We start from the raw sequence: 15,807 nt of genomic DNA, 5'->3' as shown, positions 1-15,807 counted from the left end.
AGATCCAGGACATCCAACCTCGAATCGGACGATTCACTCCCTCCAGGACCTCGAATCCGATCCGGAGTTCCCACGAACGGCCACCCACGGTCCCCGGCGCGCTCCCCTGCCGGTCCCCACCGGTCCGGCCCCCGAGGGCACGGGGCTGGGGGCCGGCGGGATCGGGCTAGGTTGGAGGTATGACCACCGAGGCCCTGGACCGGAACGCGCCGCTCGTCGCCGTGGCGTCCGCCGACGCCGTACTACGGCACCCCGAGGCGGGCGAACACCTGCTGACCGCACTCGAACAGGAGCGCGCGGCACGCTTCCGGCACGAGTCCGGGCGGACCGACTTCACCGCCGGGCACCTGCTGGTCCGGCTCTGCGCCGCCCGACTGCTCGGCATCCCGGCCGAAGGCCTGGTGCTCGCCCAGCAGTGCCCGGACTGCGGGCTGGCCGACCACGGCAAGCCGTACCTGCCGGACCACCCGGGGGTGCACGTGAGCCTGTCGCACACCCGGGGCGTGGTCGCGGCGGGCGCCGGCTACCGGCCGATCGGCGTGGACGTCGAGCTCTCCGCCCGGGGCGGCTCGCTGGGCGCGGTCGCCCGCCGGGTGCTCGCCCCGGCCGAGCTGGCCGCGGTCGAGGCCGACCCGGAGCCGGACCGGGCGTTCCTGCGGCAGTGGGTGCGCAAGGAGTCGCTGATCAAGATCGGCCGGGCCACCCTGGACACCCTCGGCCGGATCGACCTCTCCGCCCTGCTGCTGACCGTCCCGCCCGGGCCCCCGCTGCGCAGCCGGTACGAGGACCTGCACCTGGTCGACTGGACCGACCCGGAGCACGGCGCCGCCGTCGCGGCCGTCAGCACCGCCCCGCCGCGGATCGTGGAGCTCTCGCCACCGGCCACGGGCTGACCCCTCGCCACCGGCCGCGGGCTGGCCCCGCGCGACCCTGGCACGGCCCGGGGCCTGCACCGGACCCGCACGCCGGGCCTGTGGATAAACGGTGTTACGGTGCCTGGTCGTGGGCCCGCCGACCGCGCTCGCCCACCGATCCCAACGCCACCGGACCAAAGGGTGCCCCGCCATGGCCAAGTTCCTGCTGAGCCTGCACGTCCTCGTGTCGGTCCTGTTCATAGGCCCGGTCGCGGTGGCCGTCAGCATGTTCCCGCGCCGGGCGAAGGCCGCGCTGGCCGGCGGGGCGGACCAGGCCTCCGACGCGGGCGTGCTGCGCGTTCTGCACCGGATCACCCAGGTCTACGCGCTGCTGGGAGTCGCCGTGCCGGTGCTGGGCATCGGCCTGGCCCAGGTCATGGACGTGATCGGCCAGTCCTGGCTGATCGTCTCGATGGTGCTGACCGCGATCGCCGCGCTCGCGCTGCTGCTCTTCGTCCTGCCCGGCCAGCAGGCCGCCGTGGACGCGCTCGACCTCGACCCGGCGGACGAGCGGCGCACCAAGGCCGTGGGCGGTCTGCGCCTGCTGCCGATGACGGCCGGGGTGTTCAACCTGCTGTGGGCCGTGGTCGTGGTGCTCATGGTCGTCCGACCGGGTTCCAGCACCGGCGTCTGAGGTCCGGCACCCGCGTCCGGTCCGAGCAGGGGGTGCCCCCTCCCGCCGAGCGAGCTCGTTCGAGTACCGTCCCGGTCCATGACGATCATGGCGGGCATGGGCGGCCCGACGGGAACCGGCGTCGGACCACTGCTGCGCGGCTGGCGGGAACGACGACAGCTCAGCCAACTCCAACTGGCCCTGCGGGCGGACTCCTCGGCCCGCCACCTCAGCTTCGTGGAGAACGGCCGCGCCCGCCCGAGCCGGGAGCTGGTGCTGCGGCTGGCCGAACAGCTGGACGTCCCGGTGCGCGAGCGCAACGCCCTGCTGCTCGCCGCCGGCTACGCCCCGCACTACCCCGAGACCCCGCTCGACGCCCCCTCGATGGACGCGCTGCGCGGCGGCATGGAGCGGCTGCTGGCCGCCCACGACCCGTACCCGACGGTCGTCGTCGACCGGAGCTTCCGCGTCCTGGCGGCCAACCGTTCGCTCGGGCTGCTCCTGGACGGCGTCGCCCCGCACCTGCTGCAGCCGCCGCTCAACGCGATCCGGGTCACCCTCCACCCGGACGGGCTGGCGCCGCGCATCGTCAACCTGCGGGAGTGGCGGCGGCACCTGCTGGAACGGATGGAGCAGAAGCTGGAGCTGGTCCGCTCCGAGCCGCTGCGGCGGCTGTACGAGGAGGTCCGCGACTACCCCGAGCCGTCCGACGGCCCTGCGGACTGCCCCGCGGACGGTTCTGCCGGGGGCCCGGGTGCGGAGGGCTTCCCGTTCGCGTTGCCGCTGCGGATCCGCCACGAGGGGCGGATCCTCTCCTTCCTCTCCACCATCGCGACCTTCAACACGCCGCTGGACGTGACCGTCTCCGAGCTGGCCATGGAGACCTTCCTCCCGGCCGACGCGGAGACGGTGCGCTTCCTGCAGTCCGCGGTGGAGCAGTGAGCTGCAGGACGGCGAACAGGGCCACCGCCGCGGCCCGCAGCAGGATCCAGACGTACCCGGCGGTCAGGGTGTTCGCGTGGGCGGACATGGCGGATCGCCTCCTGCTCGGGGGTGGGATCCCGGGCCGTGGCGGCCGCCCGGCCGCCCCGGGCGCCTCCACCCTGCCCGGCCGGACGGTGGGCGTCGATCACCCCGCAGGTGAGGGCCGGTCACCGCTCACGGCTTCCGGGGCGGCTGCCGGAGCAGGACGCCGGACCGTTTCACCGCGCGGGCGGTGATCGTGGTCTCGGCGCGGGCGGCCCCGAGCGGGCCCAGGGTGTCGGTGAGGAAGCGGTACAGCTCGTCGTGGTCCGTGCAGAAGAGGGTGGCCAGCAGGTTGGTCGGGCCGCTGGTGGCGAACACGCCGTGCACCTGGGGGTGGCGGGCCAGCGCCGTGCCGACCTCGGCGAGCCGGCCGGGCGGCACGTCCAGCCAGAGGTTGGCGTCCACGGCCATGCCGAGCAGCCGGGGGTCGACGGTGGCATGGGTGCGCAGCAGCCCGAGCCCGTCCAGCCGGTGCAGCCGGCGGCGCACGGTCGACTCGGGCGCGCCGACGGCCGCGGCCAGGACGGCGTGGGACTGCCGGGCGTCCTCGCCCAACCGGCCCAGCAGCGCGCGGTCGAGGGCGTCCAGCGGCGGGGGCGTGGCGGGGCGCGGGACGGCGGGCCGGGCGAGCGCGGCGGCCTCCTCCTCGGTCAGGTGGCCTGCCTGCCACTGCCCGGCGTCGGCGAAGGCGTGCAGCACGGCGTGGGTGATGGTCTCGGTGACGGCGCTCGTCGCGGGCAGCTGCCCGTACAGCAGCCGGTCGCGGGAGCCGGCGTCGGTCAGCATCACGGCGCCGACCTCGTGGCCGCCGAGCATCACGTCGACGAAGGGGATGTCGGGGCGGTCGGCCAGCGCCTGCGCGACGACGTCGACCCGGCCGCTCAGCACCCGGACCCGCAGCAGCAGCGCACCGACCGCGGCGTCCTCCACGTCGGGCATCCGCACCACCCGCAGCACGCCGGCCTGCCGCATCCGGGCCAGTCGGCGGGTGACGGTGCGGGCCGAGACGCCCAGCACCTCGGCGATCCGGCCGGGCTCGGCCCGTCCGTCCACCTGCAGGGCGCAGACCAGGCGGCGGTCGAGGGCGTCCAGCACATTGTCCGGATCGGTCGTGGTGAGGTCCATGGTGTCCGATCTCCGTCGTTCTCGACCACTTGAGCGTCCTGTTCGGCAGCCCTGACGCTACACCTTGTCCTGCGGGGCCGGAGCGGCCCGGCCGGGAGCGAGGAGGGGTCACCATGCCGATCGAGTCGTACGAGACGAACGAGCTGTGGACGCTGGCGGAGGGTGTGGAGGCCGCGGTGCGCGCGGTCGGCGCGGAGCTGGCGGCACGTCGGTCCACCGAGCCCACCACGGCGCGGACCCTCGCGGAGGCGGGGGCGCGCTTCGCGGAGCTGGACGGCCCGGCCGCCGCCGGCCTGCGGGAGCGGCTGACGGCGCTGCGCCCGCAGGCCGGCTGGGTGCCGGAGGAACTCGACGGTTCGATGCCCGCCGAGGGCGAGTGGTGGCTGTGCGACGCGACCGACGGCGCGGTGCAGTACCTGCTCGGCCAGCCGCACTGGGCGGTCACCGCCACGCTGGTGCGGGACGGCGCGGCGGTGCTGGCCGTGGTGCACGCCCCGGAGCTGGACGGCGGGCGCACCTACCGGGCCGTGCTGGGCGGCGGCGCCGACCTGGACGGGCTGGCCATCGCGCCGCTGGAGCGCGAACTGGCGATCACCGTCGCCACCACCAGCCAGCCGCCCGCGGTGGCCGCGGACCCGGTGGCGCTGCGCCGAGCGGGCGAGTCGCTGTCCGCGATGGCGGGCGCAGTCCTGGCGGTGCGCAACCTCGGCCCGACGGCGCTCCAGGTCGCGCAGGTCGGCTCCGGGCACCTGGCGCTGTTCTGGCAGTACGGCCTGGACGCAGGCAACCTGCTGCCCGGCGCGCTGATCGCGAGCGAGGCGGGCGCGGCGGTGACGGACGCCGCCGGGTCGGCCTGGACGGCCGGCTCCGACAGCTTCCTCGTCGCCGCGCCCGGACTGCACGCGGACGCGCTGGGGGTCCTTCGGGCGGTGCGCTGATCAGCCCGCTCCGTCGAGCCCGATGGACGGGTCGAACCCGAAGGACGGGTCGAGCCCGAACAGCGCGGCGCCGTTGTCGTGGCAGACCGCCCGCAGCCACTCCTCCCCCAGCCCCAACCCGGCCAGCGCCTCCAGCTGGTGGAGGTAGCGGTACGGGATGTTCGGGAAGTCGGTGCCGAGCAGGACGCGGTCCTGCAAGCCGCGCAGTCGCGGCAGTTCCCCGCGCGGGAACGGGTCCTCGGCCTCGACGAAGTCGGTGAACGCCATGGTGGTGTCCAGCCGGACGGACGGGTGGCGCTCGGCCAGGTCGAGGAAGTCGCGGTACTCGGACATGCCGAGGTGGGCGACCACCAGGACCAGCCCCGGGTGCCGGGCCAGCACCTCGCCGATCGGGCCGGGACCGGTGAACTTGCCCGCCACCGGCCCGGATCCGCAGTGGCTGACCACCGGGGTGCCGGTCTCGGCAAGCAGCCCCCAGACCTCGTCCAGGTGCGGGTCCGTCGGGTCGTAGCCGCCGACCTGCAGGTGCGCCTTGAACACCCGGGCGCCGTCCTCGATTGCCCGGGCGACGTATCCGGCTGCCCCGGGCTCGGGGAAGAAGGTCGCGGTGTGCAGGCAGTCCGGGGTGCGGGCGGCGAAGTCGACGGCCCAGGCGTTCAGCCAGGCGGCCATGCCCGGCTTGTGCGGGTAGAGCATGGCCGTGAACGCCCGGACGCCGAACTCCCGCAGCCGCCGCACCCGTTCGGCCTCGGCCTCGCGGTAGGTGATCGGCCAGGGCCGGTCGATCAGCGGGCCGGCCGCGTCGAAGTACGCCCAGACCTTGTCGAGGACGTTCTTCGGCATGAAGTGGGTGTGCACGTCGACCAGTCCGGGCAGGCCCAGGGCCTGCCAGAACGCTCGGACCTCCCGGACTTCCCGGGCCTCGCGGGCTTCGCGGACCTCGCGGGCTTCCCGGGTCTCCCCGACCTCGCTCACGCCGGCACCGGCCGGGCCCGGTCGATGATCGCCCCGGTGTCGACCCCGGCCGGCAGGGTGCCGAAGGCCGCGCCGTGGTCGCCGCCCAGCCGGCTCGCGCAGAACGCGTCCGCCACCGCCGGGCTGCCGTACCGGACCAGCAGCGAACCCTGGAAGGCCAGCGCCATCGACTCGACCAACCGACGGGTGCGGAACTCCAGGTCGGTCGGGTCGGTGAGGTCCTTGCGCAGCGCGGCGACCGCCGCGTCCAGCCGGCGGTCCGCGCCCGCGGCGGCGTCGAGTTCGCCGAGGAAGGCCTCGACGCTCTCCGGGCTCCTGGCCATGGCGCGCAGCGCGTCCAGGGCGGCGACGTTGCCGGAACCCTCCCAGATCGACACCAGCGGGGCCTCCCGGTAGAGCCGGGGCATCCCGGACTCCTCCACGTAGCCGTTGCCGCCCAGGCACTCCAGCGCCTCGGCGGAGTGTGCCGGACCGCGCTTGCACACCCAGTACTTGGCCACCGCCAGGCCCAGCCGCCGGACCAGCGCCTCGGTCCGGTCCCCGGCCAGGGCGAGGTCGGTGGAGTGGGCGAGCCGCATCGCGACGACGGTGGCCGCCTCGGACTCCACCACCAGGTCGGCGAGCACGTTGCGCATCAGCGGCTGGTCGACCAGCGCCTTGCCGAACGCCCGCCGGTGCAGGGCGTGGTGGACGGCCCGGGTGGCGCCGTAGCGCATGCCGGAGGCGGCGCCGGTGGTGCAGTCCAGCCGGGTCATGTTGACCATCTCGATGATGGTCGGCACCCCGCGGCCCTCCTCGCCGACCAGCCAACCGACCGCGCCGTCGTACTCCAGCTCGGCGGAGGCGTTGGACTTGTTGCCGAGCTTGTCCTTGAGCCGCATCAGCTGCAGGCGGTTGCGGCTGCCGTCCGGGAGGATCCGCGGCAGCACGAAGCAGCTGAGGCCGCCCGGGGCCTGGGCGAGCGTCAGGAACAGGTCGGACATCGGCGCCGAGGTGAACCACTTGTGGCCGGTGATCCGGTAGGTGCCGTCCGGCTGCGGGACCGCGGTGGTGGTGTTGGTGCGGACGTCCGAGCCGCCCTGCTTCTCGGTCATCGACATGCCGGCGATCAGCCCGCGCTTGGTGCGCGGCTCGCGCAGCCCGTAGTCGTACTCGCGCGCGGCCAGCAGCGGCTCCAACTCCGCGGCCAGCGCCGGGTTCGCGCGCAGCGCCGGGACGGCGGCGTAGGTCATCGAGATCGGGCAGGTGTGGCCGGCCTCGACCTGGCCCCAGACGAAGAACTTGGCGGCGCGGGCGGAGTGGGCGCCGGGCCGTTCGTCGCGCCAGGGTGCGGCGTGCAGGCCGTAGGAGACGGCGGTGCGCATCAGTTCGTGCCAGGCGGGGTGGAACTCGACCTCGTCGACGCGGTGGCCGAAGCGGTCGTGGGTGCGCAGCACGGGCGGGTTCTCGTTGGCCAGCCGGCCCCACTCGGCGGCCTGCTCGGAGCCGGCCAGCCGGCCCAGCTCGCGCAGCTCCGGCTCGGCCCAACCGGCGCCGGCCCGGTCCAGGGCGGCCAGCAAGGTGGGGTCGGCGGCGGTGTCGTGTCCGTACGGCAGTGGCACCTGGTTGGTGACCTCATGCGTCGCTGTCATCGCGTCCTCCCAGGGCACGCAGGGTGAAGGAGACCAGGGCGGGGACCACCGTGGTGTTGTCGCTGTGCAGGGTGTCGCTGTGGCTGGCGTCAGCGCCGCTGTGCCGGTCGCTGCTCTGCCGGTCGCTGCTGAGCTGGTCGCTGCTCTGCCGGTCGCCGCTGTGCTGGTCGCCGCTCTGCCGGGGGGCCGTGGCGAGCGGGCCGGCCAGGGCCTCGCCGACCGCGCCGACCAGCGCCGCAGCGGTCAACACCGGGTCCTGCTCCGGCAGTTCGCCGCCGGCCACGGCGGCGGCGATCTCGGCGGCTATCACGTCCCGGAACGCCCGCCGGAACACCAGGCGTTCGCCGTCCACCACCGCGTCGGCCGGCTCGACCAGCAGCGCGTACGCCAGCCGGCGTGCGCGCAGGGCGCGGGTGGCGAAGGTCTCGACCACGGCGGCGATCCGCTGCTGCGGGGTGTCCCGCTGGGCGAGGGCCGCGTTCACCGCGTCGATCTCGCGGGTGACCACTCGGCGGAACAACTGCACCGACAGCTCGGCCTTGTTGGCGAAGTGCTGGTAGAGGCTGCCGGTGGCGATCCCGGCGCGGTCCGCCACGGCCGCCATCGTGCAGCCCCCGTAACCGCGTTCGGCGAGCAGCAGGACGGCCGACTGCAGTACCGCCTCGCGCTGGGCATCCAGGCGGGCTTGTACGGCGGGCGTGCGTCGGTAGGCCATGGAAGCATTGAAGCACCGATTCAGCGCTTCGGGGAGGGGGCGGTCGCCCGTGGTCCGCGGTCGGGGGTGGACGCACGGAGGCCGCCCCGGGCAGCGGGGCGGCCTCCTGTCTGCGTGGCCCTGGTCGGCTCAGGTGCTACAGCGGGCGGCGCTCCTGCTCCAGCCGCTGGCCCTCGACGTCCAGCGGACCGAAGTCCGGGATCAGCTGCGGCGACTTGGCGAGCGAGCGGGCCTTGTCCTGGTCGCCCAGACCGGCCCACTCCAGCACCTTGGCGGTGGCCTCCGCGGCCTGCGCGGCCTGCAGCTTGCCGATGTTGGAGCCGTGGTTGCCGCCGGGCACGGTGTAGACGTAGCTGTCCTCACTACCCCGGCCGAGGCGGAACGGCTTGGCGCCCCACGGGTCGTTGCCGCCGTAGACGTAGATGATCCGCTCGCCCTCGCGCTTCACCCAGCGGTCGACGTCGGTCATCGCGTACGGGTTGAAGGCGGTCGGGATCTCCTTCGGCACGTAACTGCGGGCCGAGTAGAGCTCCTTGTAGTCGTAGTGCAGCAGGTCCTTCAGGTACGAGACGTCGAAGAACGGCGCACCCAGCTCGGTGGCGGCCTGGTAGTAGTACGCGGTGTACTTCGCCAGCGACTGGTCGCTGTTGCCGGTGATGCCCGACTGGGCGTCGAACCAGGCGTACAGCTCGTCGTCGGTCGCGGTGGCGGCCACCGGGACCTTTGCGCAGTCCGCCTCCAGGCTGTACTGCCAGAACGCCCAGACGACGTCCAGCACTCCGGCCTCGTACGCGCGGTCCGGGGTGCCGAGGGTGCCGAAGGTCGAGCCGGCCGCCTTGTTGTCGGCGACGTAGCGGGCCTCCAGGCGGTCACGGCGCACCAGCAGCTCGCGCTGGGCGGCGTTCAGCCGGCTCCGGCACTCGGGGGTGCCGACGGTGCTGAAGAACTGGGTGTAGGCCGCGTAGTCGTTGACGTCGGTGTTGTTCGGCGCGACGTAGGCGATCGTGCCGGCCACGTCGTCCGGGTAGAAGCGGCGGTAGTAGGTGGAGGACATGCCGCCCTTGCTGGCGCCGGTGGACAGCCACTCCTGGTCGTAGATCCGCTTGAGCGCGGTCACCAGCCGGTGCGAGTCGGCGGCGCCCTGCCGGATGCCGGCCTTGGACCAGTCCGCCGGCTCGGGGCGGGACGGGGTGAAGTAGCGGTACTCGATGGAGACCTGGTTGCCGTCCACGAGCCGGGTCGGCTCGGTGCGGGACGGGTTGGTGCCCAGCGTGTAGCCGTTGGTGTAGAAGACCGTCGGGCGGTCGTAGCCGCGGTGCAGCACGCTGAAGCGCTGCTGGAAGGTGCCCAGCCAGGGGCGGAAGTGGTCGATCGGCTGGGTGTAGGTGGCGATGAAGTAGCGGTGACCGGTGGTGGTCGGCTTCTCCTCGGTGATGGTGACCCCGGGGATCGCCGCCAGGCGGTCCTTGATGTCGGCGTTCGGGTCGTCGGCGGGGCTCCGGCCGTGGGCGGATCCGGCCCCCCGGGCGCCCTGGGCGTCGGCGGCCAGCGCCGGGGACGCCAGGCCGCCGAACGCGAGCAGCGGTATCAGCAGGGCGGAAACCAGCAGCCTTCTCACGGTGGTGGTCATCAACTCTCCATCTGGTCAACGGACATGCATGCCGCCTGTCAGGACGACTCTGCGGTGCCAACGGTGCGACGGCCGCCCGGGGGACGGCCGAATGGGCCACCCGCCGTCGGCGGATGGCCCATCGGGGCGGAAGTGCTGGTCACATGGGGGTTCTTCGTGCGGGTTCCTCGTGCGGGTTCCTCGTGCGGGTTCCTCATGGGGGTTTCCCCGTGAGGGTTCCCGTGCGGACCCGCCCTAGGGGCGGGGCAGGGTGCAGCCGGGGAGGGTGAGGTCGAAGCGATTGCCGGCGGCGAAACAGGCCGGGATCCCGTAGGTCTCCTGGGCGTAGCCGATGCCCTGGCGCACCGTCACGACGCCGTTCTGGTCCACCTCGCAGGGGTTGTCCAGGGTGCAGCGCTCGCCGCTCTCGTTGATCGTGTTGTTGACGGCGACCACCTGGCCGGAGGAGGCGTCGACCACCGGGGAGCCGGAGGTCCCGCCGATCACGTCACAGCCCGAGGTGTAGCGGACCGAGTCCTTGAAGGTCCAGTCGGCCTCTTTCAGCCGGTAGGCGAAGCCGTCGACCGAGCAGGAGTAGATCTTCTTCCAATAGCCGGAGACGACCTTGATCGAGGTGCCCTGGACGGGGTGACCGGCGGCGACGGTCAGCGGCGCGATCCCGTACCGCGACTGGATCGAGGAGTAGCTGGTGTTCAGCTGGTAGATCGACACGTCGGTGTCGGTCATCGCACCGTAGACCACCTTGGTCGCGCGCAGGGTGGCGAGCCGGCCACCGGTGGCGCTGAGCAGGGTGAAGGTCCGGCTGGAGGCCTGATTGAGGACCACCTCGCCGGGGCCGGGCATGCCGGACTCCAGGCAGTGGCCGTTGGAGAGCACGAGCGCCGGGTCGCTCGCGGCCGAGCCGGGCATCCGCACCAGCGAGCCGGAGCAGTTGCTGAGCGCGACCGTCCCGGCGAAGTTGACGGTGGCCGTGGGAGCCGCCTGGACCGGGGAGGCGCCGACGAGGGCGGTGGCACCGGCGACCAGGACGGTGGCGAGCGTGCCTATGAGCGGCTTCTTCATGAGAGACCTCTCGGTGTGGGGGTCCACCAAAGCTGTCGCGGACATGACCCACTGTCAAGAGTCAAAGCGAGACCAAGAAACCATCCCGACGGCAATGGCCGATTACCGGACCGGTTGCCGGGCCGCTTGCCGCCCGGGCGGGGCCGGGGCACCCGGCCGCCGCCCAGGACCGCCCACCGCGGCCCTCGCCGCCCCGCTCCCCGGTCGGTCAGCGCCCCTGCCAGTGGCGCCGCCCCAGGCTGATCAGGCGCAGCTGGAAGCGGGCGGTGTCGGCGATCCCGCGCGCCCGGGCCGGGTCGGCCTCCTGCGCCTCCAGGAAGGCGGAGGCCGTCGACACCATGTGATCCACGTACAGCTCCGCGAGCATCCGCAGGTCCCGCTCGCTCCACCCCTCCGACACCGGCTGCAGCGCCAGCGCGGCCCCCACTTCGGCGGCGAAGCGGCCGAGTTCGGCATCGATCGCCTCACGCACCTGCCGGACCCCGCCGTGCCGCTCCCGCGACAGGAACCGTACGTGCGGGCGGTGTTCGCGGACGTGCCGTTCGATCACGTCCACCGCGCGGTCGATCACCTCCTCGGCGCCGCCGGCCTCGGCGAGCACCGAGCGGATCATGACGTGCAGGCTGGCCAGCGACTCCTCGACCAGCGCGACGCCGAGGGCGGCGAGGTCCGGGAAGTGCCGATAGAAGGCAGCCGGGGAGAGCCCGGCCTCCCGGGTGACCTCGCGGACGCCCAGGCTGGCCAGGTTCTGATCGGCCAGCAGGTGCAACCCCGCGTCCAGCAAGGCCCGCCGACTCTGTTGCTTCTGGGCCTGTCTGGCCCCCACGGTGTGACTCACGCCATTCAGTAAACATTCGTTTGCCGAACTTGGCCAGCCGGGCGTACAGTGGGACCGAAGTCGGTGAACACTTGTCAACCGAAACCGGCTCAGCCTCCCCCTGCCAGCCCCTGCCCCGCAGCCACTGCCCCCCAGCCGCCACCTCAGCCTCAGCCGAAGGAGTCAGCCGTGATCCTCCTCTCCGCCCTGATCGCCATGGGCGTCCTGATCGGCACCGCCGCCCACACGTCCCTCCCGGTCTTCCTCACCGCCTCCGCCGCCATCACCGCCTGGCTGCTCGCGTTCGGCGCCCGCGAGGGCATCTCCCGCCTGCGCCACCGCTGACCCGGACGCTGCGCCGACCCGGACGCTGCGCCGACCCAAACGCTCCCCGGACCACACCCGCGTCCACTCCACGACACGAGAGGACCCGCACCGCCATGAGCACCGTCACCGCCCGCCAGAACACCACCCGCCAGAACACCACCCTTCAGACCCCCGCCCGACAGGCCCCCGACCGCCGGAGCGCCACCGAAGCGGACGGCCTGGCCATCGCCTCCTTCCTCCTCGGCCTCCCGGGCCTGCTGCTCTTCAACATCGTCCTGGGCCCGATCGCCATCACCCTGGCCACCCTGGCCCTGGTCCGCGGCACCAACCGCCGCGGCCGCGCCGTCCTCGGCCTGGTGCTCGGCGTCGCCTCGCTGGCGCTCCTCGCCGTCACCACCGCCACCTCCCACGGCGTGCTGATGGACTTCGGCTCCTGAGCCAGCCTCAACTCCCTTCCTGCCCGTCGAACAACTGATCCCGTCAACCCGCCCCGCTCCCCCGGCCTGCCACGTAGGGTGGGCCCCATCGGCCGGACGACCTCAGGGGGCAGGAGTGGCCACGGAGAACCGCAGCGACGCACAGCCGGCACGGCCCGCCCCGACGGGCGGCCGACTGCTCGCGGTGAGCGACCTGCACATCTCCTACCAGGAGAACCGCGACCTGGTGGAGAAGCTGCAGCCCAGCCACCCCGACGACTGGCTGCTCGTCGCCGGTGACGTCGCCGAACTCACCACCAGCATCGAGTGGGCCCTCGGCTCACTCGCCGAACGCTTCGCCCGCGTGGTCTGGGTGCCCGGCAACCACGAGCTGTGGACCCACCCGCAGGACCCGGTCCAGCTGCGCGGGGTGGCCCGCTACGAGCACCTGGTCGAGCTCTGTCGCGGCCTCGGCGTGCTGACCCCCGAGGACCCGTACCCGATCTGGGAGGGCGCGGACGGACCGGTCCGCATCGCCCCGCTCTTCCTCCTGTACGACTACTCCTTCCGTGCGCCGGGCACGACCACCAAGGAGGAGTCCCTGGAGGCCGCCTACGAGAGCGGCATCGTCTGCGCGGACGAGCGGATGCTCCACCCGGACCCGTTCCCGGACCGCGACTCCTGGTGCCGCGAGCGCGTCCGGCTGACCGAGGAGCGGCTGGCGGCCTGCGACCCGGACGTCCCGCTCGTCCTGGTCAACCACTACCCGCTGGTCCGCAACCCCACCGAGGTCCTCTGGTACCCGGAGTTCGCCCAGTGGTGCGGCACCGAGCTGACCGCCGACTGGCACCGCCGCTTCAACACCGCGGCGATGATCTACGGCCACCTCCACATCCCGCGCAGGACCACCTACGACGGTGTCCCCTTCGAGGAGGTCTCGCTGGGCTACCCGCGCGAGTGGCGCAAGCGTGGCCTGCCGGACCCGCTGCTGCGCGAGGTGTTCCCGCAGGCCACGGAGTGACCCTCCGGATCGCGTCAGTCACCTGCCACCGCCGCCTCCTCGGGCGTCGTCACGGGATGGTTCGCTGAGCACGGCCCGCCTGGCCCGGTACTCCTCGGCGTCGATGTCGCCCTCGGCGTAGCGGCGCCCGAGGACGGCCAGCGGGTGCTCGGCGGCCGCGCCGGCTCCGTACCCGAAGCCGCAGCCGCGCCGCCGCCAGACCGTCCGCCGCAGCGCCAGGATCACCAGGAAGACCACGGTGATCCAGATCAGGGGGACCAGCAGGATCCAGGGGCCGGGCCCGTGCCAATCGGCCAGCTGCGTGTACATGGTGGTTCAACTCCTCGGTGGTGGGCCTCCAGGACCTCGGGCGGTTCCCGAGATGTCCAGAGCGTCCCTCACCGGAGTCTCATCACGCGTCCTACCAGCAGCGGCAGTTGGGATACTCCCCGGAGAGTACGGACGCCCCGCGACACGCCGGGACGGGAGTACCCGGGCAGAACCGGGACGTCCCCGGGCAGAGGGCCAAGAGCCCCGGGCACGACCGGCTCAGCCCAGCCGGCCCGTCCACAGCAGGCTCAGCCCAGCCACCCCGGCCGCACCAGCCCCGACTCGTAGGCCAGCACCACCAGCTGCGCCCGGTCCCGCGCGCCGACCTTCACCATCGCCCGGCTGACGTGCGTCTTCGCCGTCAGCGGGCTGACCACCAGCCGCCGGGCGATCTCCTCGTTGGACAGCCCCATCCCGACCAGCGCCAGCACCTCGCGCTCCCGTTCGGTCAGCATCGAGACGTCCGGGAGCCGCCCCTCCGGCGCCGCCTCGGGCGCCTTCGAGCGGGCCGCGAACTCGCCGATCAGCCGCCTGGTCACCCCCGGCGAGAGCAGCGCGTCCCCCGCCACCGCGACCCGGATCGCCCGCAGCAGGTCGGCCGGTTCGGTGTCCTTGACCAGGAATCCCGCCGCCCCCGAGCGCAGCGCCTCGAAGACGTACTCGTCCAGCTCGAAGGTGGTCAGCACGACCACCCGTACGGAGGACAGCGCCGGATCCTCGGCGATCCTCCTGGTCGCCTCCAGGCCGTCCATCCGCGGCATCCGGATGTCCATCAGCACCACGTCCGGCACCAGCTCGCGGGCCAGCTGCAGCGCCGCCTCCCCGTCGTCCGCCTCGCCGACCACCGTGAGGTCGTCCTGGAGGTCCAGCAGGGCCCGGAAGCCTGCCCGGACCAGCAGTTGGTCATCCGCCAGAAGTACCCGAATCACTCACTCTCCGCCTTCGGTGTCGGCAGCTCCGCCCGGACCCGGAAGCCGCCGCCGGGCAGCGGCCCCGCCGTGATGGTGCCACCGAACGCGGCCGCGCGTTCGCGCATCCCGACCAGCCCGCTGCCCGACCCGCCGGCGTCGCCGAGCACGGCCGGCCCCGGGTCCTCGACCCGGACGACCAGCACGGCCGGGTCCGTCCAGTCCAGCACCACGACCGCCTGCCGGGCCGCCGAGTGCCGCACCACGTTGGTCAGCGCCTCCTGGACGATCCGGAAGGCGGTGAGGTCGACGGTGGCGGACAGCGGGCGCCGATCGCCGCGCTCGTGCACCTCGGCCTCCAGGCCCACCCGGTCGGCCTGCTCGGTGAGTTCGTCCAGCCGGTCCAGCCCCGGGGCCGGCCCGCGCGGTGCCGCCCCGGGCCCGCGCAGCGTCGCGAGCACCTGGCGGACCTCGCCGAGCGCCTCCTTGCTGGTCGATTTGATGGTGACCAGCGCGGTGCGGGCCTCCGCCGGCCGCCGGTCGAGCAGGGCGAGCGCGACCCCCGCCTGAATGTTGATCAGCGACAGGCTGTGCGCCAGGATGTCGTGCAACTCCCGGGCCATCTTGAGCCGTTCCTCGTTGGCCCGGCGCTCCTCCAGCTGCTGCCGGTAGGCCCGGTGGGCGGCGATCCGCTCCCGCCGGAACCGCACCAGCTCGGCCCCCGCGACCACCAGCAACAGCCAGGCCAGCAACCCGAGTTCCGGCAGCCAGGGGGAGCCGGACGGCGGGCGGGCGCGCTGCCAGTCCGCGGGCAGCACGAAGGTGGCCAGCACGTGCACCAGGTAGACCCCGGCCAGCCCCGCCCAGGCGGCCCGGCGGTGCCCGGCGCCGATCGCGGCGCAGCAGGCGATCAGCCAGCTCACGAAGGCCGGCCCGTACGGGTAGCCGGCGGCCAGGTACCCGGCGGTGACCAGCGAGGTGCCGGCCACCACCGCGACCGGCCGGCGGCGGCGCAGCACCAGCAGGGCCGGCCCGAGCAACAGCAGGAGGTAGCCGAAGGCGTCCAGCGGGGCCCGGCCGTGCTGGTTGTGCGCGGCGAAGGTCGACCCGACCACCTGCACCATCGCGACCGCCACCGCCTGCCCCACCGCGACCGCCACCGGCTGCCCCAGCGGCCGGCCCGCCCCGGGCACCCGCGCCCGCGGCGGGCGCCCCGGCTCGGGCGCCCCCTCCGCGGACGGCCCCGACGGGGAGGGGCCCGACGCGGACGGCCCCTCCCGGAACGGCTCCGGCGGCTGCGAGGTGGGCGGCATCATGCCCACAAGCTAGACCCGCGCCCCGTCCTCACGCGTCCTCCACCAGTGGCGTTCGGGCGTACTC

At 73.6% G+C, this 15,807-nt stretch carries 17 protein-coding genes; 7 read left to right on the top strand and 10 right to left on the bottom strand.

Going from position 1 to position 15,807, the window contains the following annotated elements:
• Window positions 1-179 precede the first annotated feature (179 nt).
• The 3 genes from BX285_RS12920 to BX285_RS12910 all read left to right on the top strand — a co-directional run bounded on the left by BX285_RS12920 (window position 180) and on the right by BX285_RS12910 (window position 2,469).
• Window positions 180-893, top strand: a complete 714-nt coding sequence (locus BX285_RS12920; protein WP_121175204.1) for a 4'-phosphopantetheinyl transferase superfamily protein — start codon at window positions 180-182, stop codon at window positions 891-893.
• Window positions 894-1,065: 172 nt separating this feature from the next.
• Complete coding sequence (locus tag BX285_RS12915; RefSeq protein ID WP_121175203.1) at window positions 1,066-1,548, top strand: hypothetical protein; 483 nt, start codon at window positions 1,066-1,068, stop codon at window positions 1,546-1,548.
• Window positions 1,549-1,626: 78 nt separating this feature from the next.
• Window positions 1,627-2,469, top strand: coding sequence for a helix-turn-helix domain-containing protein (locus tag BX285_RS12910; RefSeq protein ID WP_121175202.1), 843 nt, complete (start codon window positions 1,627-1,629; stop codon window positions 2,467-2,469).
• 216 nt (window positions 2,470-2,685) lie between these two features.
• Here BX285_RS12910 and BX285_RS12905 read toward each other — a convergent pair whose 3' ends face one another.
• Entirely contained in the window at window positions 2,686-3,678 is a 993-nt protein-coding gene (locus tag BX285_RS12905) for an Lrp/AsnC family transcriptional regulator (protein ID WP_097238092.1), read from the bottom strand.
• Between the two features lie 113 nt (window positions 3,679-3,791).
• Here BX285_RS12905 and BX285_RS12900 point away from each other — a divergent pair, with 113 nt between their 5' ends.
• Window positions 3,792-4,616 (top strand): inositol monophosphatase family protein, encoded by an 825-nt coding sequence (locus tag BX285_RS12900; RefSeq protein ID WP_121175201.1) that lies wholly within the window; start codon window positions 3,792-3,794, stop codon window positions 4,614-4,616.
• Here BX285_RS12900 and BX285_RS12895 read toward each other — a convergent pair whose 3' ends face one another.
• From BX285_RS12895 to BX285_RS12870, 6 genes are all read right to left on the bottom strand, one after another.
• On the bottom strand, window positions 4,617-5,591 hold the full coding sequence (locus BX285_RS12895; RefSeq protein ID WP_121175200.1) for an amidohydrolase family protein: 975 nt from the start codon (window positions 5,589-5,591) through the stop codon (window positions 4,617-4,619).
• Entirely contained in the window at window positions 5,588-7,222 is a 1,635-nt protein-coding gene (locus BX285_RS12890; protein ID WP_121175199.1) for an acyl-CoA dehydrogenase family protein, read from the bottom strand. Before BX285_RS12890 ends, BX285_RS12895 begins: the two co-directional genes overlap by 4 nt.
• Window positions 7,206-7,937, bottom strand: coding sequence for a TetR/AcrR family transcriptional regulator (locus tag BX285_RS12885; RefSeq protein WP_121175198.1), 732 nt, complete (start codon window positions 7,935-7,937; stop codon window positions 7,206-7,208). The genes BX285_RS12890 and BX285_RS12885 overlap by 17 nt, the downstream gene beginning before the upstream one ends.
• Window positions 7,938-8,073: 136 nt before the next feature.
• Window positions 8,074-9,567: a S28 family serine protease gene (locus BX285_RS12880; protein WP_121175197.1), complete on the bottom strand. Its 1,494-nt coding sequence runs from the start codon at window positions 9,565-9,567 to the stop codon at window positions 8,074-8,076.
• Window positions 9,568-9,801: 234 nt separating this feature from the next.
• Window positions 9,802-10,629 carry a serine protease gene (locus tag BX285_RS12875; RefSeq protein WP_121175196.1) on the bottom strand — a complete coding sequence of 276 codons (828 nt, stop codon included), beginning with the start codon at window positions 10,627-10,629 and terminating at the stop codon, window positions 9,802-9,804.
• 208 nt (window positions 10,630-10,837) lie between these two features.
• A complete protein-coding gene (locus tag BX285_RS12870; RefSeq protein WP_121175195.1) occupies window positions 10,838-11,467 on the bottom strand; it encodes a TetR family transcriptional regulator in 630 nt (209 codons plus the stop codon).
• Between the two features lie 168 nt (window positions 11,468-11,635).
• Here BX285_RS12870 and BX285_RS37280 point away from each other — a divergent pair, with 168 nt between their 5' ends.
• From BX285_RS37280 to BX285_RS12860, 3 genes are all read left to right on the top strand, one after another.
• Window positions 11,636-11,791 carry a hypothetical protein gene (locus BX285_RS37280; protein ID WP_179852625.1) on the top strand — a complete coding sequence of 52 codons (156 nt, stop codon included), beginning with the start codon at window positions 11,636-11,638 and terminating at the stop codon, window positions 11,789-11,791.
• A 95-nt stretch (window positions 11,792-11,886) separates the two neighbouring features.
• A complete protein-coding gene (locus tag BX285_RS12865) occupies window positions 11,887-12,210 on the top strand; it encodes a hypothetical protein (RefSeq protein WP_121175194.1) in 324 nt (107 codons plus the stop codon).
• Window positions 12,211-12,325: 115 nt separating this feature from the next.
• Window positions 12,326-13,210, top strand: a complete 885-nt coding sequence (locus tag BX285_RS12860) for a metallophosphoesterase (RefSeq protein WP_121175193.1) — start codon at window positions 12,326-12,328, stop codon at window positions 13,208-13,210.
• An 18-nt stretch (window positions 13,211-13,228) separates the two neighbouring features.
• Here the strand turns inward: BX285_RS12860 and BX285_RS12855 are convergent, their stop codons facing one another.
• From BX285_RS12855 to BX285_RS12845, 3 genes are all read right to left on the bottom strand, one after another.
• Entirely contained in the window at window positions 13,229-13,519 is a 291-nt protein-coding gene (locus BX285_RS12855; protein WP_121175192.1) for an SHOCT domain-containing protein, read from the bottom strand.
• A 248-nt stretch (window positions 13,520-13,767) separates the two neighbouring features.
• Window positions 13,768-14,448, bottom strand: a complete 681-nt coding sequence (locus BX285_RS12850) for a response regulator transcription factor (protein WP_121175191.1) — start codon at window positions 14,446-14,448, stop codon at window positions 13,768-13,770.
• On the bottom strand, window positions 14,445-15,743 hold the full coding sequence (locus BX285_RS12845; RefSeq protein WP_097238080.1) for a sensor histidine kinase: 1,299 nt from the start codon (window positions 15,741-15,743) through the stop codon (window positions 14,445-14,447). Before BX285_RS12845 ends, BX285_RS12850 begins: the two co-directional genes overlap by 4 nt.
• Between the last annotated feature and the right edge of the window lie 64 nt (window positions 15,744-15,807).

The sequence above is a fragment of the Streptomyces sp. 1114.5 genome, assembly GCF_003635085.1.
Taxonomy (GTDB): Bacteria; Actinomycetota; Actinomycetes; order Streptomycetales; family Streptomycetaceae; genus Kitasatospora.
This window is presented reverse-complemented; position numbering and strand designations above follow the sequence as displayed.